Raw genomic sequence first — 24,699 nt, 5'->3', positions numbered from 1 at the left:
GGATTACTTATGGCCATAATTAATTACTCTCCCCCAACCAAGCCCTACCTAGATATTGTCTATCAAGATAACGACATTATACTTTTGAATAAACCAAGTGAAATATTAAGTGTGCCAGGTAAAGCGAGGGAGCATTTTGATTCACTGCAAACTCGTGTGCAAACAGTGTTTCCAACAGCAACCGTGGTTCACAGACTCGATATGGCAACATCAGGTTTAATGTTAATGGCACTAAATAAACCTGCACATCGTCATATTTCAAAACAGTTTGAGCTTAGAGAAACGGCAAAGACTTATCAAGCAATAGTATATGGGCTTGTTAAAGGAGAAAGCGGAGAGGTTAACTTACCTCTCATATGTGATTGGCCTAACCGTCCTAAACAAATGGTAGATCACCAACGGGGTAAAAAAGCACTGACCCATTGGCGAGTTATTGAAAGGTACCGACAAAGTACTCGAGTCGAGTTAACGCCTGTAACAGGCCGCTCCCATCAATTAAGAGTTCATATGCTTAGTATGAATCACCCTATTATCGGTGATAGGCTCTATGCTCATAAAGACGCGCTAAAGATGGCTCCAAGGCTTAACTTACATGCTGCTGCATTGAACTTACGACACCCATTGACAGAGCAAAATATAGAGTTTAAAACAGACATTCCATTCTAAGTTAAAGAACTTTAGGCAATGTTCCGATAACCTATGTACAGCTAACTGTGAGCCAACATTATTTTCAAATATTTAACGACTATCTCACTGCTAATTCTATCATCTATCAGTGAAGCCGCCCCCGATACCCAACTATTAAAAAAGCTGGACTTAGAGCGCTCGCTCTTTTCGGAGCAATATGAAAATTTCTCTATAAATAGCCAAGATATAATTTATGTCATACAACAAAGTACTACGGCTATAACCTTGGGAGTAGCAGTGATGATTGCAGAGAGCGGAACCTCTGTAATAGGTAAAAATGGCCTTAGACCGCTAGCAACTCAGCTCAATGATTTAGGATGGGTCACCATTATAATGCCGGCACCAGACACTGCGTTTCTACCCAGCATACAAGAGCCATTAGACACTGATATACCAGAACCAGACGAGCAAGGATCTGAAGTTACTCAACCAGATCCAACTGGAGATAAAATAGCTGAAATTGCACCCACAAAAAACCAAAGTAGGTCAATTGAAAGTCAATTAAACGCTGTATCCTTCTTAAAACATGAAAAAGAATTGATTGCTTTGTTAAAGGAGTCGGCCACTCGAGCTGCCAACTACCCCGGTTTTTTTCTGGTTATCGCTCAAGGCACGTCAGCAGCTTGGATGGCCAAAATATATTCAGAGAAAATGTTAGAAACGCCAGATGCTCTAGTAACTATTAGCCCTTTTTGGCCAGATAGAAAATTAAACGAAACATTGCCAATACTGATAGCCAATACGCCTATGCCTGTTTTAGATTTATATAGTGAGAACGATAACAAATGGTCGCTCCAGACAGTCAAACGTAGAGAAGTTTTTGCTGTTAAGGCTTTAAAACTACAGTATCGTCAAAGAAAAATGTTGGGGTTAACTAATGCCGATCAAAATAGCCTTTATCTCAGTAAAGAAATATACGGCTGGACAAGTTATATGGGGTGGTAAAGCAGTTTACCATTCACACTAAATGAAATGTGCAAATACAGTGTAAAACTTATTATTTCCCCCTAAATCAAATTTTTTATCTATACTAGACCTTAGTCTATAAAATATTTTATTTAGGGTTTTACTAAAAACGTGTCCACCGTCAGTCTATTTTTCCAAATTAAATCCAGACAACTGGCATTTTTTGTCAGAGGATTTTTAAGTCAAGAGATACCTTATACTGAATTAGATTTGTATTTTTGGGATACAATGGAAGAGTGGTCACAAATAAAAAAAGCTAAGCAACAGGCGTACGAAGAAACCGAGCATGTGTTCTGGCATGTACTACATCAAATTCATTATTGGCCCCAAGAAGTGTTGTTAAAAGACCCCTTTTTACGAGGCGAAATTGAAACTTGCCTAGACTGTTTAGAAAACCAAGGTAAGTATCCACTTCCATTAGACTGCATTGGTATTAGACCTTAATTATCGATATGACCTTTCAATTTGTTTTCATTCCATGGGGCTATTTTATATAGCATTAGCATTCCAGGGATTGCACATAAAAAACAAATGATAAAAAACTGTGTATACCCAACCGATTCAATAATAAACCCTGTCGTTGCACTTACAAACGTTCTTGGGATCACTGCAATACTTGATAACAAAGCAAACTGAGTGGCAGTAAAATGCTTATTAGTTGAGCTTGCCATAAATGCAATCAAGGCAACCGATCCTAAGCCAACCCCTAAATATTCTAGCCCACTAGCTAATGCTAAAACAAAGTGGTTGTAGCCTACAATAGACAACAAAACATAGCCTAGGATAGAAATAATTTGAAACCCACCAAATATCCAAAGGCTGCGGTTTATTCCTAACTTAACCATTGCTAAGCCACCAATTATGGTTCCTAAGGTAGCGCCAATTGTTTTTGATATTTTAGCTATCGAGCCTATCTCTACAGTAGTAAACCCCATATCCATAAAAAATGGAGTTTCTAATGCGGTGGCCATACTATCGCCTAATTTATATAAAATGATGAAAAATAAAATCCACAACGCATTTTGCCAACCACTACGCTCAAAAAACTCTTTAAAGGGTTCTACAACGGCAAGTTTAAGGGTTTGAGGGGCTTCTCCTGGCTTTGAGGACTCTTTAATTAATAAGGTAGTTATTAGGCCTACCAACATAAATACAGCAATAGATAAATGAGCAACAGACCAAGGAAAGAATCCAGCTAAAATCATGGCCAAAGACCCGGGCACAAAAGAAGAAACCCTATAAGCCTGAGCGTAAAAGGCATTACCTGCACCTAACTCGTCATCAGGCAGAATTTCTCGGCGATAGGCATCTATAACAATGTCTTGGCTAGCACTAAAAAATGAAATGGCTGAGACGATAATAATAATGTCACGTAACTGGGCTGCTGGATCAAACAAAGATAATGATGCCATCAATGCAATTAGTCCTAGCTGTGTAACAAACATCCAGCCTCTACGACGGCCAAAAAACGGCAGCACGAACCTGTCCATAACAGGTGACCATAAAAATTTCCAAGTGTATGGAAACAACACTAAGTTTATTAAACCTATGGTGGCAAGATCTATTTCGGCATCGCGCAACCAAGCGGGAACAAACTGGATAAGTAAATAAAGGGGTAAGCCAGATGAAAACCCAGTGGTTATACACACTAGCATTCGCTTATTTAAAATCGCTTCTTTAAAGGTTTTTGTAGTCATTAAGTCACATTATTATTATTTATTTTTCGATACTACTATTCACTACTACTCTGCCAACATGACCCTATTTCTGCCTGACTCTTTAGCCTTGTATAGCGCTTTATCAGCTGCATCTAACCATTGCGTGTGGCTTTGATATGAGGCTTTGAAGCCTGCAACACCTATACTAACCGTATAATTAACTTCAGTGTTGTCATGAATAACATATTTTTTTTCAGCAAAACGGCGGATTCGCTCAGCAACAAATTCGACATTTTCAATAGGTGTGTCGGGTAAAATTATGGCAAATTCTTCACCACCGTAGCGACAAATTAAGTCAGTTTCTCGAGTCGCTTTTCTAATAACATTGGCAAATGATTTAATAACACTATCACCTGCTAAGTGCCCGTAGGTATCATTAATTTTTTTAAAATGATCGATATCCATCATAATTAATGCCGATGCAACTTCTGTTCGCTTGTCTCGCTTATATTCAAGGGATAACTGCTCCCCCCAATACTGCCTGTTGTACAACTCAGTTAACCCATCAAGACGGCTCATCTTTTCAAGTTGTTTATTTAAAGACTCAATACGCAAACGCCCTAAGGCCTCATCTGTCACATCATAAATAACTAAGCATATTTGCTCAACTTGCCCTGTTAAAGAGGCTAGTGGGAAGATAGTGATGTTTTGAAACATACTTTCTGACTGAGCAGTAATAGGACGGTTGCAGTCAAACCTAAATAAATGAGGCCTTTGTTCCCAAATAATAAAAACAGGGCTTTTAAGAGTAAATGCAGGCTCAGCCTTACGACAAAACCATTTTTCGTCAATCTCAGGAAAAAATTCAAATATATTTTTATCCTGGATCATACCGGGCACTATACTACTGTGGTTTTCCATAAATTGGTTCCACACTTGTACATTATAATTTTTATCTAAAACTACAATCCCAACCTCAATTGAACCAAGGAGATCATGCTTCCAATGCATTTCGGCCAAACTACTATCAATTGCCATTTACATACCCTTCTTAGTTGTTTGTCACAAGCTTATCGAACATAAGCCCAATAGATTTTTTAGGGAATAAAAGCAACAAATCAAAATGAATGTCTTGGCTTTTAATCGAGTAGGCAATCTCAATGGCTAGCATGTCTTCTTCGCGATGTGATGTCGTTTGCAACACTTCATCTAAATCACAATGTCTTCCCAAAATAATAGGATGATTGTGACTAAAAACAGAATGTAATTGCGCTGACAATGCTCTTAAGCAGGCTCCAATCAAAATGTTCGAAACATCCATCAAGGCCTCTAATTCATAAGAAGCATCACTATCGCCATCTGTATAGTTAAGTAAAGTCACCATGTTTGCAAAATTAGAATCATTAAAAATAACTAAAGCTTCGCCGTTTATACCTGCGCTGATAAACCCTTGAGAGACTGCCGAAACACTTTCATTAGTTTGAATATCAGCAATAGCCATATGCAGCTCTGTGTTTGTTATCAAATTAACGTTAGGGATGGGAAGATCAATAAACTCACCTAATAACTTAGCTAGACTTTCACCAGCTTGCCCCATGGCAACATTCGCCATCTCACGATATGCGTCTAGCTTGTCCTTGATAGAATCTGTGGCGACAGTTGCTACTTTTTCAGCTCTATTCGCAGCAGAAGCTTTCCCAGCATATAAACCAAACTGACTCAGTACCTCGACCAACTTGGCATTTTCAGTAGGTTTACGAATAAACTCCAACGCTCCTAAGTTGAGCATACGAGCGCGTGCTTCGGGCTGCACATCACCAGACACCACAATAACCATCACAGGAAGATCTTCGTCTTTAATTGCTTGCATAGTTTCATAGCCATCCATGACAGGCATATTAAGATCTAAAAACATTACCTCAACTTTCCCTTCACGAATAATCTCCAACGCTTGGAGCCCGTGTTCGGCAAAGGTAATATCGACTTCCCAGCCATCAGGAATAGCTCTTTGCATCTGTTTACGTGCAAAGCTTGAATCGTCACAAATTAGTACAGGAGTAGCCATTTTGACACATCACCTAATTATTGTTTAAAGAGACAGAACTAAATAGCCACAGGCGCTTTAATATGAGCATGAGCTTTATAGTTTTTTAATTCAAAATCATTTATATCAAAAGAAAAAATATCTTTAACACTAGAGTTAATAACCATTTTTGGCAAGTCATGAGGAGTCCTAGAAAGCTGTAATTCAGCTTGTTCTAGATGATTTGAATACAAATGAGCATCACCAAAAGTATGAACAAAGTCACCCAATTGTAACTCGCAAACTTGTGCCAACATCATAGTCAACAAAGCATAACTAGCAATATTGAATGGTACACCAAGGAAAATGTCACCGCTTCTTTGGTATAACTGACAAGATAGCTTACCTTCTAGTACATAAAACTGAAACATAGTATGACATGGTGGTAAAGCTTGCCGACCTTGCTCTGCGTTTTCTTTTGGAGAAAACTTTGTATCTGGCAGAACTGCAGGGTTCCATGCACTGACAATCAAACGCCTGGAATCAGGGTTAGTTTTAATTTGTGTTACTAATTCACTAATTTGGTCAACAACAGTTCCATCAACCCCCTCCCAACTTCGCCACTGTTTTCCATACACTGGACCTAACTCACCAGAATCTGTTGCCCACTCATCCCAAATTTTGACGTTATTTTCGGTTAGATAACGTGTATTGGTCTCTCCTTTGAGAAACCACAACAATTCATGAATAATTGAGCGTAAATGGCACTTCTTAGTTGTCACCAAAGGAAACCCTTGGCTCAAGTCAAACCTCATTTGATAACCAAAAACACTCATCGTGCCAGTTCCGGTTCTATCTTCCTTTTTGACTCCGTTATCTAAAACGTGACGCATTAATTCTAAATATTGTTGCATATTTTAATACTCTTACTTTGGTATTAACCAAATAACATAAACAAACTGACAAGTGTCAAGAATCCAGCGAAGACCTTTTTAAGTACACTTGTATCTAATTTTTGACTAACTTTAGCCCCTATCCCAGCAGTTAAAACAGAGGTAATTACAATTCCTACGGCAGCAGGTAAATACACATACCCAAATGAAAACTCTGGTAAATGGATATTATTCCAGCCAGCTTGCACAAAACTCAAGGAGCCGAATACAGCAATAACCACACCACAAACAGAGGCGCAACCAATTGCTTTCTTGATGTGTACATTAAACCAGACCAGCGATGGCACCATGATAGATCCTCCCCCAATCCCCATTAAAGATGACAAAAAACCAGCAAATAAACCCACTCCTGTTAGTCGTGGTTTACTCGACTCTTGGTGTGATGCTTTACGTTTACCAAACAACATATAACATGCAATACCGAGTACTAAAAAAGCGAAAGTCGATTTAAGTGCTTGTCCAGGTATGTTGCTTGCCAACTGTGCGCCTAAAACTGCTCCTAACGCAATTCCTAAACCACTCCAGCCAGTAATTGACCAATCAACATTGCCCAATTTGTAATGCGTTCTTGATGCCGAAAAACCGGTTAAAATAATCGTAAATAATGATGTAGCGATCGCCATGGGCATGGCCTGAGACAATTCTAAATTGAGCTCTGAAATTAGTAAGCTAAGTAAAATAGGTACAATAATTAAACCACCTCCAATACCTAAAAGCCCAGCCAAGAAGCCAACTACCGTTCCAATTATCAAACAAAACAAAAATATAATTACAAATGGTTCCATTACGGATAGACACTCCAATAAAAATGATAAAATATTAGCATCCTGCTCTTACTAAGCCTCCTAGCCCGGTAGCTTCTAAAAACAAATTAACTTCCGAACGAACATCTTCAGGGTTATTCAATGTAACCACTTTTGCTAGCAACTGCTCTGCTTCATTTTGATAAATATTACGTATAATCCACTTCACTTTTAGTAAATTGTGAGTATTCATACTGAGCTTTCTATACCCCATAGCAACCAGCAAAACTACGCCACCTGGTTCTCCTGCCAACTCACCACAAACGGTAACTGGAACCTGTAAAGTGTCCGATGTCTTAACAATAGAATGCAAGGCTGATAAAACTGCGGGGTGATAACTATCATACAAACCAGCGACACGGGCATTATTTCGGTCTACAGCCAATAAATACTGGGTTAAATCATTACTACCTACAGAAAAGAAATCTACAATTTTAGCCAGCTGTGGTAGCTGATACAAAACAGCTGGCACTTCCAGCATTACACCAATTTGTGGCATAACAAGTTTTGCACATTTCTCTTCAGCCTCATCTTCTACTTCGTTAAATGCTTGACGTATTAATCGTTTAGCTTCACTTACTTCACTTACAGATGTAATCATCGGGAGCATAATACTTAGGTTATCTAAGTCGAAGCTTGCTCTCAACATTGCACGAATCTGTACCAAGAAAATTTCAGGATGATCTAAGGTCAATCGAATACCTCGCCACCCTAAGAATGGATTTTCCTCAACGATAGGAAAATAAGCTAAAGGTTTATCACCTCCAACATCCAAGGTACGCATAGTAAATTGCTTATCAGGCTCGGATTCTAGCAGCCCTTTATACAACTCGACCTGCTCTTGTTCTGTTGGAAAACGTTGCCGCATCATAAATGGAATTTCAGTTCTAAATAATCCAACGCCATCAGAGTATGGGTTAGTACTTACTTCTGTCTCCATTGATAAACCTGAATTTACTAGTAAACTCATAGTGCAATTGTCTTTGGTCAATGCTGGTAAGGTATCTTCTGAATGAATGCGCTCTGAAAGTAACTTTTCTTCAAGGATCAGTTGATCAAATTCATGTCTAATTGTGCCATTAGGAGAGACAATGACATCACCTGTATAACCATCTAGCAGTATTTCTTTATCTCGTAGCATAACAATAGGGACATTATCTAACCCCATTACAGCAGGTACGCCCATTGCCCTTGCCATAATAGCTGCATGAGAATTATTAGAACCACGTATAGAGATAATCCCAACCAACTTTTCGCTAGGAAACTCTGCCAACATTACAGCGGTGACTTCTTCGGCAATCAATATAGTTTGATCATGAGGTTCACGAGTAAAAGGTTCGTTGGCGCTGATACCGATAATATTAGCTAAAACTCGGTTACCCATATCCTCTATGTCAACAGCTCTCTCTCGCATATAAGCGTCATTCATAGATTGAAATTGGCGAATAAAACTTTCTATAACCATTTTTAAAGAAGTGGGGGCATCCCAACCTTTCTTAATTTCTTTTTCTACATCTCGACCTAAACTATTTGCATCTAATAAGTGATGATAAAGTTGAAAAATAGCTTGGACATCATCCGGCACTTCACCTTGAACTCGGTCCGATAGTATCGCCATATCCTCTTGAGTTTTTTTAACGGCCTGTCTGTAATGCTCAATTTCTTGTTGGGTATGATTACTTCTTTTGGGCAGGTGATTACGTATATTAACCATAAGGTTTTGAATAAACCCAAAACCAATAGCGAGCCCAGATGATCCAGGTACGCCTTTGACCGCTTTTTGCCAATCTTTAGGGATGTTTTCTTGTAATAAGTTAATTGAACCTCTTGCTTTAGCATTGGCAATTTCTACTGCTAGCTGCATGGCTAACGTCACCAAAAAAGCTTCTTCGTCTTCACTAAAACGCCGTTTTTGTTGCTGCTGTAACGTTAGCACCCCCAACACTTTCCTTTGGTGTATGATGGGTGCACCAAGAAATGCGTGGTAGTTGTCTTCTTTTACTTCGGGATAATGTTTAAAGCGAGGGTGATGGTGTGCATCACTAATATTAATAGGTTCTTCACGTTGCGCGGTTAATCCAACTAAGCCCTCTGAGAAGCCGATTTTAACTTGACCCACAGCAGATTTAGCCAACCCCTCCGTAGCGAATAACAAAAAGTGTTGTTGCTCATAATCCGCTAAATAGATACTGCAAGAATCTACTTCTAGAGCCTCTTTTAACCGATCAGCTAGACAATTTAACGCGTCATCTAGCACTGGAGTTTGGTTTACTTCTTGAACAATACGTTTGAGGGCAGTCAGCATAAGGCTTATTTATCTCTCAGATTTGTATCATCAGGCGACACTGTTAAGCCTTACGACGGCGTTTTGATTTCTGCGAATTACCTTGGTTCTGTATAGAGTTATCAGGCATAGCAGTCAATGAGAACTCTTTCATCACACGGCGATACACATCACGCTTAAAAGACACGACATTACGCACAGGATACCAATAGCTTACCCAGCGCCAGTCATCAAACTCAGGATGACCTGAATGTAATAAATCTACGTCATGCTCTTTACAAACGAGTTGCAATAAAAACCACTTCTGCTTCTGCCCAATACATACTGGACTACTACCATGCCTAACCAAGCGTTTAGGCAATTTATAGCGTAACCAATTTTTGGTCACCCCTAGTATTTTTACATGTTCTGGTTGCAGCCCTACTTCTTCATGTAGTTCGCGATACATAGTTTGTTCGGCAGTTTCACCTTCATCGATTCCGCCTTGCGGAAACTGCCAGGAATGTTGCCCATAGCGCCTTGCCCAAAAAACTTGTCCTATCTCATTGCAAATCACTATGCCAACATTGGCGCGGAATCCTTCGGCATCAATCACTTAGACTCCCGAGAACTCAATTCTTTTAATGTCATGCATTCTTCCATAAACTACTGCGTATTCAAAGGAATAAAAAAGCATAGAACCCTTATACAAATCTAAATGAAACAATTTAAACTTATTAAATCAGAGCCAAACAGCCTAGATGAACTACTAATTAGAGCTGAAACCCTAGCAGGACTAACCTTGGGAGAGGTTGCTGAAATTGCTAAAATTAAAGTGCCAAATAACTTCAAACGAGAAAAAGGCTGGACTGGACAACTTATCGAAACCTGTTTAGGCGCAGCTGCTGGCTCTAAAACACGTCAAGACTTTGCAAAAATCGGAGTTGAATTAAAAACAATTCCGATTGATAACTATGGTCGTCCATTAGAGACAACTTACGTTTGTTATGCACACCTAACTCAAATTGCAGGAATTGAGTGGTCCAGTAGCAATGTAAAAAACAAGCTTCAGCAAGTATTATGGGTACCAATTCAAGGAGAACGTTCAATAACGCCTACCAATCGAGTTATAGGCACCCCATTTTTGTGGACTCTTAGCAATGAAGAAGAGAAGCAATTACAACAAGATTGGGAAGAGTTAATGGATATGATTGCCCTAGGAAAAATTGAAGAAATAACAGCACGTCATGGGCAATTTCTGCAATTACGTCCTAAAGCAGCTAATGGCAGTACAGTGACAACTGCAGTGGGTATAAATGGACAGAGTATTCAAACCCGTCCAAGGGGGTTTTACCTCAAAAAAGATTTCACCCAACAAATTTTAAGTAAACGATTTTAGTTGAACACACACATCATGCCCACTTTAGCCTGCGCATCAACAAGGATAATAAAGCTACCTAATAGTGATGCGTTTCGATGATTAAAAAACAAAAACGCCTCCGAATTAGGAGGCGTTTTATTAAACTAAGGTTATAAAAACTAGCTAGGAGTACGCAATACCATAAGACGGATTTCTGTCATATCTTCCATAGCAAAGGTAATTCCTTCGCGACCTAAACCAGATTCTTTAACACCGCCATAAGGCATGTTATCTACGCGCCAACTAGGTACGTCTCCGATTACCACACCACCAACATCTAACTCGTCCCATGCTTTATGCGCCTTGTAGATATCTCTGGTGAATATACCTGCTTGCAGGCCAAATTGACTATTATTCACTTCTTTTAACGCATCATCAAAATCACTGAATGAACTAAGAACAGAAACTGGTCCAAATGCCTCTTCAGTATTAATAGCGGCATCGTTAGGTACATTTTCAAGCAAAGTTGCTTGCAACATATTACCATCACGTTTGCCACCACATAATAAAGTTGCACCTGCAGATACGGCTTCTTGTACCCAAGTATCCAAACGTGAAGCTTCAGATTCTGAAATCATTGGACCAATAAAAGTATCTTCTTTCAGCGGATCTCCATGCGCTAGGTTTGCAACACGGTCTGTATAGCGTTTTTTGAAGTCAGCATAGATTGATTCGTGTACGATGACACGTTGTACACTGATACAACTTTGACCTGATTGGTAATAAGCACCAAATACAATACGCTCGATAGCGTCATCTAAATCGGTGTCATGATCAACCAAGCAAGCAGCGTTACCACCTAACTCAAGAATAACTGGCTTTTTGCCCGCTTTAGCTTTTAGATCCCAACCAACTTGAGGTGACCCAGTAAAGCTAAGTAACTTAAATCTGTCATCTGTAGTAAACAAATCTGCGCCATCACGGCTACATGGTAATATTGAAAACGATCCTTTTGGCAGATCTGTTTCAGCTAAAATTTCTCCGATAATCAATGCACCAAGCGGTGTACGACTTGCGGGTTTAAGCACAAATGCACACCCAGTTGCTAATGCTGGAGCAATTTTGTGAGCAGCCAGATTTAATGGAAAGTTAAAAGGCGAAATAAACGAACAAGGGCCAATTGGCACTCGTTTGTACATACCAGTATAGCCTTTAGCGCGTGGGGTTATTTCAAGGTTGATAACCTCACCATGCATGCGTACAGACTCTTCAGCTGCAATGCGGAAGGTGTCGATTAAACGCGTAACTTCTCCGCGCGCATCTTTAATAGGCTTACCTGCTTCGATACATAAAGCATGAGCTAGTTCATCAAAGCGCTCTTCAAAACGTTTAACACAGTAATTAAGAATATCCTGACGCTGATAAGGTGCCATTTTATTTAATTCTGGTTGACTAGCTTCTGCCGCAGCAATAGCCTCGTCAATGACCTTGGCGTCTGCCAAAGCGGCGTATGTCGCCACTTCGTTGGTATACTTATTTGTAATCTCTAGATTTTCATTAGCAAATACAGCTTCACTTGCTAAAAAATAGGGATAAGCTTTCGCTAACATTCTATAACTCCTTAAACTGCTTCACTGCGGATACGCAATGTTTGATTCAATGTTTGATCATTCAAAGTGTAATCTACTGGTACGTCAATCAAATGAACGCCAGGTTCAGCTAAACACTTTTGAACCTGTGGTAACAAAGCTTCTGCTGAATCGACTCTCCAACCATGACCACCGTAACTTTCAACATATTTAACGAAGTCAGGGTTACCGTAATCTAACCCGAAATTTTCAAATTCCATATTCGCTTGTTTCCACTTAATCATACCGTAAGCGTCATCACGTAAAATGATAACTACAATATGTAAGTTAAGGCGTACTGCTGTCTCTAATTCTTGGCTATTCATCATAAAGCCACCATCACCACAAACTGTAATAACAGGTTTGTCCGGGTGAACCATTTTTGCTGCCATTGCTGATGGCAAACCAGCTCCCATAGTTGCAAGTGCATTGTCTAGTAACAAAGTATTTGGTAAAGCGGCAGGGTAATTACGGGCAAACCAAATTTTATATACGCCGTTATCTAGCGTAACAATGCCATCATCGGGCATAGCTTCACGGATATCTTTAACAAACCGCTCTGGCAAAATTGGGAAGCGATCATCATTTTCGCTTTCAGATTTATGCTCTAAGTAAGCTTGATGAACTTTTTTGAAGAAACTAAAGTCCCAATTATCTTGAGATTTAACCTGTTCTTTAACTTGCCAAATAGTGTTAGCAATATCTCCGACTACTTCTAGCTGAGGGAAATATACTGGATCAACTGCTGCTGGCTCGAAGTTAACATGAATAACTTGACGCCCACCGTGCTTCATAAAGAAGGGCGGCTTTTCTACAACATCATGACCTACGTTGATAATCAAATCAGCACTGTCGATTACGCGGTGAACAAAGTCACCAGAGGATAAAGCGGTATTACCCATAAATAATTCATCACGCTCATCTAACACACCTTTACCAAGTTGCGTAGTTACATAAGGAATACCAGTTTTATCAACTAACTCTTTTAACATTTTAGACGTTAATTTACGGTTAGCAGCCGCGCCAATTAGCAAAAGAGGAGACTTCGCAGCTTCAATCATTTCGACTGCTTTGTTTATTGCTTTGTACTCAGCGATGGGACGACGACTAATGCTAGGGGTTAGCAACTGCATACTAGTGTCTTCAGCAGCTATGTCTTCTGGTAATTCAATATGTGTAGCCCCAGGACGCTCATCATGCGCTAATCTGAACGCTTCACGCACTGCAGATGGAATTCGGTCACCACTCACTAATTGAGTCGTATATTTAGTAATCGGACGCATCATATCAACTGCATCTATCACCTGAAAACGCCCTTGTTTACTCGTTTTAACAGGTTTTTGCCCTGTAATCATTAACATAGGCATGGCGCCCAATTGAGCATATGCTGCTGGCGTTACCAAGTTGGTCGCACCAGGGCCTAAAGTAGAAAGACAAACGCCAACTTTTCCCGTTAGGCGACCATAGGTAGCCGCCATAAAACCAGCGCCTTGCTCGTGACGAGTTAAAATAAGCTTAATATCCGACTCACGCATTGATTCTAATAAGTCTAGGTTTTCTTCTCCGGGGATACCAAAGATGTATTCAACGCCTTCTGCTTCGAGGGCTTTGATAAATAAGTCTGACGCTTTCATGTGCGCTCCTTTTTTATAATGTAGGGTGAATAAACTTAAGCAACACGATTATTCGCAGTGGCAATAAGCATTTAATTTTTATTGGAATCTATCCTATTATTATTATGGGTATATATTCCACTTTGTTATAAGGTTAGGTAAAGCATAAAAAATCGATTAACTAAATCTTTTTTATATTGCTTATAATTAGAACACGAAAAACAACCTAAAACAGGCTGAATTAGTTATTAGTCTCAATTAAAAAACCAATTAAATCGCTAATTATAGTTTACCCAAGGCTTCTCTAACATTACTTGAACTAAGTCAAGTTGAAAATCAATCGTTTGAGAATTAGTTAAAAAAACTGATAACTTCTCTAAAAACTCAAAACTATCTTCCTTAGCTGCTTCAATATCATGAACTATTGATGACCAATGAAACGTTAAACTTACAGATTTATCACACAGTACAGACAACTCATTACATAAGGTCAGGTTAAAAAGTTTTTGCAAGCTTAAAGTTAACAAATTGAATGCTTTAGATATATCAGGCACGCCATCAAAATTTAATTCTAGATGGTTGAAACAGAAGAAAGCCGAAGCAATCTGAAAGTGAGACAATGCCTTATTAATTAACACAACACACTCTTCGATGTTTAATGCAACATTGTTTCCAAAATTAGGCAAAGTAGCTCTTGATATCTTAACATTGTCTGCCAACCTGTACCCTCTAGCAGCTTTGCTGTGTACGCCTATTCCTAATGGCATCAAGGATGAGATTTGTTTAGCTAATTTAAATAAATCTTTTACTGCCCCCTTTTTTAACTCCAACTCTATTTCACAAATAGGTAAAGTAAATTCACCTGAACGCACCTCACCATTATCCCATACTAATTCAATACTAGAGGTTTTATTGTCTAGCAAGTAAACATGACGAGTGAAATTAGTTGAAAACATAGTTTCAAGGTCTTTCTGTGCAGCCTCCAAGTCAAAATTCTTGGGCCACGCTGAATTTTCAAATAGGCTTAAATTGGGTGATTTTGTATTGCTTCTATCATAGCAATCTAAGGAAACATTATATTCTGGTCTCTTGTGCAAGCCTCCTATTGAATGTCCTGACGTTTTTAATGTCTGTTCACAATATTGATCACTACTCCGAATGCGCAACCCTATGTCATGCTTTCTCAGTAAACGATTAGGAGTATCAAAGTAATAGTTAGTTAACCTCATTACCTTTTTTTTTGCATTGCACGTTAGGTTAGGTAATAATTTTTTGTCTATTACTTCTCCTGCTTCATTATTAGTCAATAATTTAAGCTCAATTTCAAATTCCACTGTAGATTCTTTCTCTAACATTCTAAACAAATTAACAATAACCTGATGACCCGACTGAATCAATTATCTGAACTAGGTTAAAAGCTATTTCAATTGAATCAATACTTGCCTTTCCTTGTTTCAACCCATACCATTTAAGGCTGATTTTTAAGGCTAGTTTTCAAATATGAATAATCGATTAATACAATGTTTTTTATGGGTTATATGTTGTTCGGTGGGGTTTCAACTCGGTGCCCAAGAACCAAATGATAGTGAAGGTGACATTCGTTATATTTCTGATGAGCTTTACACTTATTTACACTCTGGGCCAGGTCGAAATTTTCGCATATTAGGGTCTGTTGTAGCGGGAACCCGAGTCACACTGCTTCAAGAGGAGGGCGACTACACGGAAGTCATTGATACCAAACAACGTACTGGTTGGGTTGACTCTACATTTATTAGTACAACTCAGAGCGTCAGAGAATTAGTACCGAGCTTACAACAGCAAGTTTTAGAAGCTAATCAAACTATTACGCAGCAACAAAATGACATCGATCTATTACAACAAGAGCTTGCTTCAATTAAGTCTCAAAATAATAGATTAGAAAGCAACATAGCTTCAGCTGGCAAAGAAAATGCAAAACTTACAAAAACTATAAATGAGCATGACCAAACAGCACAAATAGAATGGTTTACCCGTGGAGGGATTGTAGCTGTAATAAGTTTGGTTTTAGGTGTGATCATCACCTACTTACCTAAAAAGCGGCGTAGAAATGATAATTGGATGTAACCGAAATTTTTGAATATTTTCAGACAAATTTAGGTTTACAATTTTAACTCTTTTCTGACATAACTAACGACGTAATTTCCGGGATGTAAAAATGGGCTTATTAGCAAAATTATTTAAAGCACTCAATTCAGATGCATCACCATGGCAACTTGCCTACGGGTTTGCATTGGGAATGGCAATGGGGTTAACACCTTTTTTGGGATTGCATTCATTAATACTAATTTTCTCAGTACTTTTTTTTAGAGTGAACATTAGTAGCTTTTTAATCGCTTGGACTGTGTTTTCGGTTATTGCGATTCCAGCTAGTTATGGCTTTTCAGAGTTAGGGGAATCAATATTATTAAGTTCTAACTTGGAGCCACTATGGACTGGCTTTTATGGGACCTTCATCGGGCAATTAACTCAATTTTACCATACCACTACACTAGGAAGCCTTCTTGTTAGCATTATTTTGTTTCCTTTTGTTTTATTACTAAGTAAGAAGTTAATTGAACAATACAGAGAGCGTTTTATGAAGTGGGTTAATCAGTGGCGTATCGTGCAAATATTGAAGGGCTCAAAGTTCTTTCAAATTTATCAAGCCATTAAGGATTAAGCTATGAAATCAATTATTCGCTGGCCTGGATTAGCGGCTTTCTTCGTAGTAGTTGGACTACTTACTGCTATTAGTATTTTGTTTTTAGATTTTTGGATTAAATTAGCTGCTGAAAAAACGTTAGGCTTAGCTAACCATGCTGAAGTCAATATTGAATCTGTGGAACATACTTTTTCTCCTTTTAGCATTACATTAAACCGTGTACAAATGACGGATCCTAATGCCCCTGATACTAATCAGCTAGAAACGCAATCTGTAACAGCTGCAATAGATTTACCCCCTTTGCTATTACGCAAACTCATTGTCGATGATTTAAAAGTTACTGGTGTTGAGTTCGGAACCCTTAGAGATTCCACAGGCGATGTTTATGAGAAGTCAGAAGACGAATCGGTTGACAGTGAAAACCTATTTGTTGAAACCCAAGGCATCCCTAGTGTTGATGAAATTTTAGCTAAATCTCCCCTTAAAACCACTCAAGCGATTGAAGATGTAGAAGTCGCCTACAATAAGCACAGTGACAAGCTACAAACACAATACGAAGCTTTACCCAGTAAAGAGAAGTTAGAAAATTATCAAAAGCGCATTAAAGAATTAACTGAAACTGACTATAAAGATGCCACTAAACTTTTTGCAGCTAAAAAAGAGTTTGACCAACTAAAAGATGAAATCAAAGCAGATAAAAAGCAATTAGAAGCATTTAAAACTTCTGTTGATGAAGCCAAAGCAGACTTAGGTCCAAAAGTATCGATATTAAAAGAGGCTCCAAACCAAGATTACAATCAACTGAAGTCTTTATTGGCTGGTGATGCAGATGCGATTGAAGATGTAACCACTCTTGTATTCGGAGAAAAAATGGGAGAGTGGAGTCAATACGCATTAGCTGCATTTGAAATTATAGGTCCTATGTTAAAAAGTAGTAGCAAAGCAGACAAAGAAGCCACAGCATACCAAGGTAAATGGATAAATTTTGATAACGACGCAGGACTTCCAGATTTGTTAATACGCAAATCTGAAATATCTATAACTTGGCAAGAAGAAAACATTAACAGTTATTGGACAGACATAACTTATCAACATGACATTATCGGCAGAGCCACAACCTTCGTTGTAGACTCCAGCGCCAGCAAACTCTGGAATTCATTAAAAGTTGATGGGGATCTTTGGTTGAGTGATGCCAGCGGAACAAAAGCGCAACAAACATGGGCATTAGATGGCTTAACATTGTCTGATTTAGATTTAGTAGACCAAGATAAAATTAGTGGCGTGCTCAAGTCCGGTATAGTTTCAAGTACAGGAAGTGTGTCGCTTGTTGGCGATGCGTTGTCAGGAAAAAGCTTGATCGATTTACAACAGTTACTCATAGATGCCACTGGAAACAACAAAATAACTAACATAATTGCTGACACGCTCAATCAATTAAAAGAGCTCACTCTAAACACTGGCATAGCCGGCACATTCGGAGACCTAGACCTTTCTATTAACTCAGATTTAAATCAACAAATAGGTAATGCTCTGATATCAAATGTTAGTGCTGAACAGCAGGACAAATTAGAGGAACTTAAGCAGAAGCTGAATTCCCAAACCACTGGAGTGTTAGGTGAAGGGAATGAACAATATCAACAACTCCTCGATTGGGAGAAGTTTGCTGATGGCGACTTAAGCTCAATCGATTCTTTACTCGAAGCCAAACTTGATAGCCTTGTTGACCAGAAAAAAGATGAAGCAAAAGATAAACTTTTGAATAAACTTTTTAATTAACCTTCACAAGTGCTTAGACGACTAGCCGTATAACTAAAACCTCGGCATAATAAGTTTTATTTTAGTTTATTGGAGAGCAGAAAAATGAAGTGGGTAACCATAATTTTACTACTATTGCTTGCTACTCTCCAATATCGCTTATGGTTTGGTAAAAACAGTGTCACTGATTTTGTGATACTAAAACAAGAAGTAGACACACAATTCACCTTAAATAGTAATCTACAACAACGAAACAACCTTCTGAAAGCCGACATTCATGACTTAAAAATTGGTTTAGAAGCCGCAGAAGAGCGAGCAAGAAACGAACTCGGTTTAATTAAACAAGGTGAGACCTTTTATCGTATTCTACCTACAGAGAATTAAAACTATTTAATGCCATTATCTCCACAATATACAGTCATAGTACCTGCTGCAGGTATTGGTAAACGCATGCAATCCGATTGTCCAAAGCAATACTTACATATTCTTGGGAAATCAATTATTGAACACACTCTTGAGAATTTATTATCTCACCCGCAAATTAAAAGTGCCGTGGTGGTATTAAACCCTAACGACACTATTTTTAAAGATCTGCCGATTTCCACCCATCCATATATTGATATAGTTATTGGTGGTAAGGAACGAAGTGACTCTGTCTTAGCAGGTTTAAATGACCTATCAAATTCAGAGCGATGGGTATTAGTGCATGATGCAGCCAGACCTTGCCTAAACCATACAGATTTAAGCACTCTACTCAGTTTGGCTACTCATGGTGAAAATGGAGGAATATTAGCAGCGCCGGTTCGAGACACTATGAAAAGAGGCTCGGCTATTACCTCGAAAAAATATAACCGTGTAAAATACACCGAATCCAGAGAGAATTTATGGCATGCCTTAACCCCTCAGTTTTTTCCACTCGCATTACTTAAACACGCTCTTAATTTGGCAATAGATGAGGGGGCTGAAGTTACAGATGAAGCCTCAGCCATTGAATACCTATCAGAACCTGTCATGTTAGTTGAAGGTAGTGCCTCCAACATCAAAGTAACACGACCGGAAGACCTGCTTTTAGCAGAATTCTACCTCTCACAAACCAAAGCTTAGTGAAATGCTCCTAAGGATTATTAAATGAATATGCGTATCGGACATGGCTATGATGTCCATAAATTTGGCGGAATAGGTCCAATTGTTATGGCTGGAGTCAACATTGATTACGAATTGGGATTGATAGCTCATTCAGATGGAGATGTCGCCATACATGCGTTGTGTGATGCCTTACTTGGTGCTCTCGCTTTAGGAGACATTGGCAAGCATTTTCCAGATACAGACCCAAACTTTTCCGGAATAGATAGTCGAGAACTCCTGCGGCATGTTCAAAAGTTGGTCAAAGCAGAAGGCTACGAATTAGCAAACCTAGACATGACAATCGTTGCACAGGCCCCCAAAATGGCGCCACATATTCTTTCTATGAGAGAGAATATAGCTGCTGACCTTGACGCAGAATTGAGCCAAGTTAGTGTCAAAGCTACAACAACGGAAAAACTTGGCTTTGCGGGACGTAAAGAAGGCATCGCTGCCCACTCAGTTGTATTATTAACATCAATGAAAGTTAATAGATAATGCAAATACAACATTGGAGTTATCAATACCCCTCACTCAATATTGATGGGTTATTTAAAAGTATACCCGAGGACTTTCAGGTTACTGAGTTATTGGGCTACGAACCAATTGGCGAAGGTGAACACATCTATTTATGGGTTCGAAAAACCGGATTGAATACTGCTTTTTTAGCAGAGCAAATTGCTAAGTATGCAAAACTACCTTTACGTGCTGTAACTTATGCGGGTCGCAAAGATAAGCACGCTCTAACTGTACAATGGTTTGGTGTTCATCTACCTGGTAAAGCTGAGATAGACTGGTCAAACTTTGCAGTGCAAGGAGCAGAAATACTTAGATCTATACGGCATAATAGAAAACTTAGAACGGGAGTACTGAAAGCCAACCGATTCAAAATCACCATTAGAGAGCTGAGTTCAACAACAGGCCTGGAAACTAGATTGCAGCAGCTTGCTTTACAAGGTGTACCAAACTACTTTGGTGAGCAACGGTTTGGCGATACACGATACGATCCAAAAGGTGGAAATCTAGTACTTGCTGAAAAGATGATAGCCGGTGAAGAAATTCGTAATCGCAATAAACGTTCGATGGCAATTTCTGCGTTACGCTCCTGGTTATTTAACGAAGTGGTACACCATAAAGTCCAAAACAGCACCCTAGTGACCCCGCAAATAGGCGACATAATGCAACTTGCAGGAAGTAATAGCTTTTTCTGCGTTGATGAAATCAATGACAAACTACTTCATAGATTGAAAGAGAGAGACATATTTATTTCTGCGCCTTTGTGGGGATCGGGTCACTTATCAAGCAAAGATAGCGTATTAGAATTTGAAAAAAACTTTGCATCAAAATATGAAAATATAACCCAAACCCTTGAAAGTATAGGGTTAAAGCAAGAAAGAAGAGCAGCTATATTGTATCCTTCTGATCTATATTGGACAGTAAATAATAACAACTTAACCTTAGAGTTTTCTCTGCCTTCTGGCGCTTTTGCTACCTCAGTAGTTCGCGAGTTACTTAATATCCAAAAAAACAGTGTTACAGGTTAAATTTTGCTAGCACATTAAAACATGTCATTGATATGATAAATTTGTCGCGATATCTCTGAAGTAACTTGCTTACTAGCAATTAAGACATGTGCGGAAACGAACAATAAAGATATTAAAACCATATATTAATAAAAATAGGTAAGTTATGAGAGCAACCTCACGCAAAGGTGAAAACCTAGCTCAACTTTTACACCAGGAAGGCATAATAAACTCTAAAGTATTAACTGCTATTGCTAACACCCCAAGAGAATTATTTCTGCCAGACGCTCTAAAGCATAAAGCCTATCAAAATACAGCCCTGCCTATTGGCCAAGGGCAAACGATTTCCCAGCCTTATATAGTGGCTAGGATGACAGAGCTATTACTCGAATCTGACAATGATGCTCAAGATGTATTAGAAATAGGCACAGGCTCTGGTTATCAAACGGCCGTTTTGGCGCAACTTTTTAAACAAGTATTCTCTGTAGAAAGAATAAAAACTCTGCAGTTTCAAGCTAAACGTCGTATGAATCAGCTAGATTTACACAATGTCAAAATGAAACATGGTGATGGTTGGCAAGGTTGGTCCAGTAAAGGACCTTACGATGCCATTATCGTGACTGCAGCAGCGAGCTCAATCCCAGAAAAACTATACCAACAATTAAACGACGGTGGCAGATTGATCATTCCAGTGGGAGAGTCTACCCAACAACTGCATTGTATTACCCGCCAAAAAGATGAGTTCATTTCATCCATCATAGAAGCTGTACGATTTGTGCCACTAGTGGCTGGAGATATAATTTGAAAGCAAAAAACTCAAAAACATATGTTGGGCTTACTCTAAAAGGCATGTTAATGGGTGCTGCAGATGCAGTACCGGGTGTCTCTGGGGGCACAATCGCATTCATGACGGGTATTTACGAAGAGTTAATATTTTCGCTTAAACAGTGTGGGCTTACTGCCCTTCAAGTTCTTGTTAAACAAGGTATAAAAGCAACTTGGCAACACATTAATGGTAATTTTTTATTAGCTGTTTTTGGCGGAGTTTTACTCAGTTTGCTGACCGTTTCTCGAGCTGTTTTGTATCTTTTAGATAATCACCCGATCTTACTATGGTCCTTCTTTTTCGGATTAATATTAGCCGCTGTATGGTCATTAGTGAGGCATATTAAGAAATGGAACTTGCCTCTTATTCTAACATTTATAATCGGAGCAGTAAGCGCTTACTACATAACTATAATAAGTCCCACAAGTATAGAGTCTACGCCACTCATTATATTTATATCAGGTATGATTGCCATATGCGCAATGATCTTGCCGGGTATTTCAGGAAGCTTTATATTACTTCTTTTGGGCATGTATGCACCAATGTTAACTGCTATTAAGGAGCTTCAAGTCTTCACTCTGGTCATATTCGCCTCTGGCTGCGCAACCGGACTAATTAGCTTCTCTCACGTGTTAAGTTGGATGTTTAAACACCATAAAACTAAAACATTAGCTTTACTTGGCGGGTTTATGTTGGGGTCGTTAAATAAAGTATGGCCCTGGAAAGAAACAATAGAAACTATTATTGACCGTCATGGTAAAGAGGTACCTTTAGTACAGAAAAACATTTCACCCTTCGTCTTTGAAACACTTAACAATCAAGCATCTTACCTTTGGTATGCAATTGCTTTGTTTTTGTTTGGGATACTCTTAGTTATTCTATTAGAAAAAATGGGCTCCCCAGATAGCAACTAAGCGATGACAAAAACTCCCATTAAACATCGTTCTTATAGTTATGCTTCACTGGGATACCTATTGGTCTTTAGTAGTGTATTTTTATGGTCCTGCAGCAGCAGAAAAGCACCCGCACCCGTTGTAGAGTTATACCAAGGGAAAACCTACAAAGACTTTGAAAAACAAGGATATGAAGGCAAGTATTACAAAGTACAAACTGGAGACACCTTGTTTTCAATTGCCTGGTATAGTGGCCAAGACTATAGAGATCTTGCCAAAGTTAATAAAATCCCATCACCCTACCATATATACCCTGGCCAACGTTTGCAGTTAAATTCAGGTAATAAAAAAAACCAACCCCAAACCAGTGAACAAACTACAACGTCCTCACAAAAAATTAAGAAACCAGCTATTGACCCGCCTAAAAAGCAAGCGTATGGTAAAAGTGAAAAACATGTTAATGAAACTACTAAAATTGTTGCAAAAAGCATGTTTACCGGCCAAGTGAAGAGTTGGTATTGGCCAACTAAAGGCGTCATTTCTAGAAGCTTCTCTTCAGAGAATGAAGGCAATAAAGGTTTAGACTTTGATGGTAAGCGAGGTGATTCTGTTTTAGCTGCAGCTGATGGAAAAGTTGTTTACACAGGCGATGCTTTACGAGGTTTCGGAAAGTTAGTCATAATTAAACATTCAGAAGCTTATTTAACAGCATATGCACACAACGACACCATTTTAGTCTCAGAGCAGCAATGGGTAGAACTAGGCGATAAAATCGCCACTATGGGTAAGAGCGGGACCGATAAGGTCAAGCTTCATTTTGAAGTGAGATACAAAGGAAAATCTGTTAATCCTTTGCGTTATCTACCCAAGCGATAATAACTATAAATAATAATAATTAAAAAAGGAGACCAAAACACAATATTGAGGAATCAACAATATGAAACAAGACCAAATAGATACTGCTGAAGAAAGTGCAGTTGAAAATATAGAGCTCGAATTACTTGATACGGTTAAAAGTAGCAAAGAGCAAGCAAAAGAAGAACTAGTTAACCTAGAAGATACTCCAAAAAACCTAGATGCTACCCAGCTATATTTAGGGGAAATTGGTTTTTCACCATTATTATCAGCGGAAGAAGAAGTCTACTTTTCAAGGCGTGCCTTGAAAGGGGATGAAGCAGCTCGAAAACGTATGATAGTCAGTAACTTACGATTAGTAGTCAAAATTTCAAGGCGCTATAACAATAGAGGCTTAGCTCTGCTCGATCTTGTTGAAGAAGGTAACCTTGGACTAATTCGAGCGGTTGAAAAATTTGATCCAGAAAGAGGTTTTAGATTTTCAACTTATGCAACTTGGTGGATTAGACAAACAATTGAACGGGCGATAATGAATCAAACACGAACAATTCGATTGCCGATTCATATAGTCAAAGAACTTAATGTCTATTTAAGAGCAGCTAGAGAGTTATCCCAAAAATTAGATCATGAACCTACTGCTGACGAAATCGCTGAAGCACTAAACAAACCAGTCAAAGATGTCACAAAAATGCTGCGACTGAATGAAAAAATTACTTCTGTTGATTCTCCAATTGGTGGCGAAAATGACAAAGCCCTACTCGACTTAATTGCTGATGAAAAAGCAGATGGTCCCGAAGAATGTTTGCAAGACTCAGGCATGAAACTAAACATAGTGAAATGGTTGCAAGAACTTAACCCTAAACAAAGAGAAGTGCTAGCTAGGCGATTTGGATTATTAGGATATGAGCCTTCTACTTTAGAAAACGTAGGCTTAGAGATAGGCTTGACAAGGGAGAGAGTACGCCAAATTCAAGTTGAGGCCTTACGAAGGCTTAAAGATATGCTGAGCCACCAAGGATTAAACTTAGATGCTATATTTAACAAGTTTACCTAACAAAAAGACAATAAAAAGCCTCGCTTGAGGCTTTTTA

The 24,699-nt window shown here is 38.8% G+C and carries 25 protein-coding genes; 15 read left to right on the top strand and 10 right to left on the bottom strand.

Translation table 11 applies throughout. From position 1 onward, the window contains the following. The first annotated feature begins 9 nt into the window (after positions 1-9). From ABJD71_RS01260 to ABJD71_RS01250, 3 genes are all read left to right on the top strand, one after another. Positions 10-666 (top strand): pseudouridine synthase, encoded by a 657-nt coding sequence (locus ABJD71_RS01260; protein WP_348163328.1) that lies wholly within the window; start codon positions 10-12, stop codon positions 664-666. A 57-nt stretch (positions 667-723) separates the two neighbouring features. Further along, on the top strand, positions 724-1,632 hold the full coding sequence (locus tag ABJD71_RS01255; RefSeq protein WP_348163500.1) for a DUF3530 family protein: 909 nt from the start codon (positions 724-726) through the stop codon (positions 1,630-1,632). Between the two features lie 132 nt (positions 1,633-1,764). After that, the gene (locus ABJD71_RS01250) at positions 1,765-2,097 is read left to right on the top strand and encodes a hypothetical protein (RefSeq protein ID WP_348163325.1); all 333 of its coding nucleotides are present in this window, start codon (positions 1,765-1,767) and stop codon (positions 2,095-2,097) included. On the opposite strand, the gene ABJD71_RS01245 is transcribed toward ABJD71_RS01250, so the two are convergent. Genes ABJD71_RS01245 through rppH form a run of 7 tightly spaced genes read right to left on the bottom strand, consistent with a single transcriptional unit; the run spans position 2,094 to position 9,969 of the window. After that, positions 2,094-3,350, bottom strand: a complete 1,257-nt coding sequence (locus tag ABJD71_RS01245) for an AmpG family muropeptide MFS transporter (protein WP_348163322.1) — start codon at positions 3,348-3,350, stop codon at positions 2,094-2,096. The genes ABJD71_RS01250 and ABJD71_RS01245 overlap by 4 nt on opposite strands. Before the next feature lie 45 nt (positions 3,351-3,395). Then, on the bottom strand, positions 3,396-4,349 hold the full coding sequence (locus ABJD71_RS01240; protein WP_348163319.1) for a GGDEF domain-containing protein: 954 nt from the start codon (positions 4,347-4,349) through the stop codon (positions 3,396-3,398). 13 nt (positions 4,350-4,362) lie between these two features. Further along, complete coding sequence (locus ABJD71_RS01235; RefSeq protein WP_348163316.1) at positions 4,363-5,376, bottom strand: response regulator; 1,014 nt, start codon at positions 5,374-5,376, stop codon at positions 4,363-4,365. Between the two features lie 38 nt (positions 5,377-5,414). Further along, the gene (locus tag ABJD71_RS01230; RefSeq protein ID WP_348163313.1) at positions 5,415-6,248 is read right to left on the bottom strand and encodes a thymidylate synthase; all 834 of its coding nucleotides are present in this window, start codon (positions 6,246-6,248) and stop codon (positions 5,415-5,417) included. Positions 6,249-6,271: 23 nt separating this feature from the next. Then, on the bottom strand, positions 6,272-7,072 hold the full coding sequence (locus tag ABJD71_RS01225; protein WP_348163310.1) for a sulfite exporter TauE/SafE family protein: 801 nt from the start codon (positions 7,070-7,072) through the stop codon (positions 6,272-6,274). A 34-nt stretch (positions 7,073-7,106) separates the two neighbouring features. Beyond that, positions 7,107-9,395, bottom strand: coding sequence for a phosphoenolpyruvate--protein phosphotransferase (gene ptsP / locus ABJD71_RS01220; protein ID WP_348163307.1), 2,289 nt, complete (start codon positions 9,393-9,395; stop codon positions 7,107-7,109). A 43-nt stretch (positions 9,396-9,438) separates the two neighbouring features. Next, positions 9,439-9,969, bottom strand: coding sequence for an RNA pyrophosphohydrolase (gene rppH / locus ABJD71_RS01215; protein WP_348163304.1), 531 nt, complete (start codon positions 9,967-9,969; stop codon positions 9,439-9,441). 102 nt (positions 9,970-10,071) lie between these two features. On the opposite strand from rppH, the gene mutH reads away from it, so the two are divergent. After that, on the top strand, positions 10,072-10,752 hold the full coding sequence (gene mutH / locus ABJD71_RS01210) for a DNA mismatch repair endonuclease MutH (RefSeq protein ID WP_348163300.1): 681 nt from the start codon (positions 10,072-10,074) through the stop codon (positions 10,750-10,752). A 140-nt stretch (positions 10,753-10,892) separates the two neighbouring features. Here the strand turns inward: mutH and ABJD71_RS01205 are convergent, their stop codons facing one another. From ABJD71_RS01205 to ABJD71_RS01195, 3 genes are all read right to left on the bottom strand, one after another. Beyond that, positions 10,893-12,323 (bottom strand): aldehyde dehydrogenase family protein, encoded by a 1,431-nt coding sequence (locus tag ABJD71_RS01205; protein ID WP_348163298.1) that lies wholly within the window; start codon positions 12,321-12,323, stop codon positions 10,893-10,895. Between the two features lie 11 nt (positions 12,324-12,334). Further along, positions 12,335-13,975 carry an acetolactate synthase large subunit gene (locus ABJD71_RS01200; RefSeq protein WP_348163295.1) on the bottom strand — a complete coding sequence of 547 codons (1,641 nt, stop codon included), beginning with the start codon at positions 13,973-13,975 and terminating at the stop codon, positions 12,335-12,337. Positions 13,976-14,232: 257 nt separating this feature from the next. After that, the gene (locus ABJD71_RS01195; protein ID WP_348163292.1) at positions 14,233-15,288 is read right to left on the bottom strand and encodes a CYTH domain-containing protein; all 1,056 of its coding nucleotides are present in this window, start codon (positions 15,286-15,288) and stop codon (positions 14,233-14,235) included. Between the two features lie 166 nt (positions 15,289-15,454). Between ABJD71_RS01195 and ABJD71_RS01190 the strand changes: the two genes are divergently transcribed. The 11 genes from ABJD71_RS01190 to rpoS all read left to right on the top strand — a co-directional run bounded on the left by ABJD71_RS01190 (position 15,455) and on the right by rpoS (position 24,662). Then, on the top strand, positions 15,455-16,057 hold the full coding sequence (locus ABJD71_RS01190) for a TIGR04211 family SH3 domain-containing protein (protein WP_348163289.1): 603 nt from the start codon (positions 15,455-15,457) through the stop codon (positions 16,055-16,057). A 91-nt stretch (positions 16,058-16,148) separates the two neighbouring features. Further along, the gene (locus ABJD71_RS01185) at positions 16,149-16,652 is read left to right on the top strand and encodes a TIGR03546 family protein (RefSeq protein ID WP_348163286.1); all 504 of its coding nucleotides are present in this window, start codon (positions 16,149-16,151) and stop codon (positions 16,650-16,652) included. Positions 16,653-16,655: 3 nt separating this feature from the next. Next, positions 16,656-18,410, top strand: coding sequence for a TIGR03545 family protein (locus tag ABJD71_RS01180; protein ID WP_348163283.1), 1,755 nt, complete (start codon positions 16,656-16,658; stop codon positions 18,408-18,410). A gap of 84 nt (positions 18,411-18,494) precedes the next feature. After that, positions 18,495-18,773, top strand: a complete 279-nt coding sequence (gene ftsB, locus ABJD71_RS01175) for a cell division protein FtsB (protein WP_348163280.1) — start codon at positions 18,495-18,497, stop codon at positions 18,771-18,773. 9 nt (positions 18,774-18,782) lie between these two features. Next, on the top strand, positions 18,783-19,493 hold the full coding sequence (ispD, locus tag ABJD71_RS01170; protein ID WP_348163277.1) for a 2-C-methyl-D-erythritol 4-phosphate cytidylyltransferase: 711 nt from the start codon (positions 18,783-18,785) through the stop codon (positions 19,491-19,493). Positions 19,494-19,517: 24 nt separating this feature from the next. Continuing rightward, a complete protein-coding gene (ispF, locus tag ABJD71_RS01165) occupies positions 19,518-20,009 on the top strand; it encodes a 2-C-methyl-D-erythritol 2,4-cyclodiphosphate synthase (protein WP_348163274.1) in 492 nt (163 codons plus the stop codon). Next, positions 20,009-21,055: a tRNA pseudouridine(13) synthase TruD gene (locus ABJD71_RS01160; protein WP_348163271.1), complete on the top strand. Its 1,047-nt coding sequence runs from the start codon at positions 20,009-20,011 to the stop codon at positions 21,053-21,055. Before ispF ends, ABJD71_RS01160 begins: the two co-directional genes overlap by 1 nt. A gap of 145 nt (positions 21,056-21,200) precedes the next feature. Next, complete coding sequence (locus ABJD71_RS01155) at positions 21,201-21,839, top strand: protein-L-isoaspartate(D-aspartate) O-methyltransferase (RefSeq protein ID WP_348163268.1); 639 nt, start codon at positions 21,201-21,203, stop codon at positions 21,837-21,839. After that, entirely contained in the window at positions 21,836-22,774 is a 939-nt protein-coding gene (locus tag ABJD71_RS01150) for a DUF368 domain-containing protein (RefSeq protein WP_348163265.1), read from the top strand. Before ABJD71_RS01155 ends, ABJD71_RS01150 begins: the two co-directional genes overlap by 4 nt. A gap of 3 nt (positions 22,775-22,777) precedes the next feature. Beyond that, a complete protein-coding gene (locus tag ABJD71_RS01145; RefSeq protein WP_348163262.1) occupies positions 22,778-23,629 on the top strand; it encodes a peptidoglycan DD-metalloendopeptidase family protein in 852 nt (283 codons plus the stop codon). Positions 23,630-23,690: 61 nt separating this feature from the next. Further along, positions 23,691-24,662: an RNA polymerase sigma factor RpoS gene (rpoS, locus tag ABJD71_RS01140; RefSeq protein ID WP_348163259.1), complete on the top strand. Its 972-nt coding sequence runs from the start codon at positions 23,691-23,693 to the stop codon at positions 24,660-24,662. Positions 24,663-24,699 lie beyond the last annotated feature (37 nt).

The organism is Paraglaciecola sp. (genome assembly GCF_039943935.1).
GTDB lineage: Bacteria > Pseudomonadota > Gammaproteobacteria > Enterobacterales > Alteromonadaceae > Paraglaciecola.
Note: the sequence above shows the minus strand (reverse complement) of the source record. Positions and strands in the feature narration are given on the sequence as shown.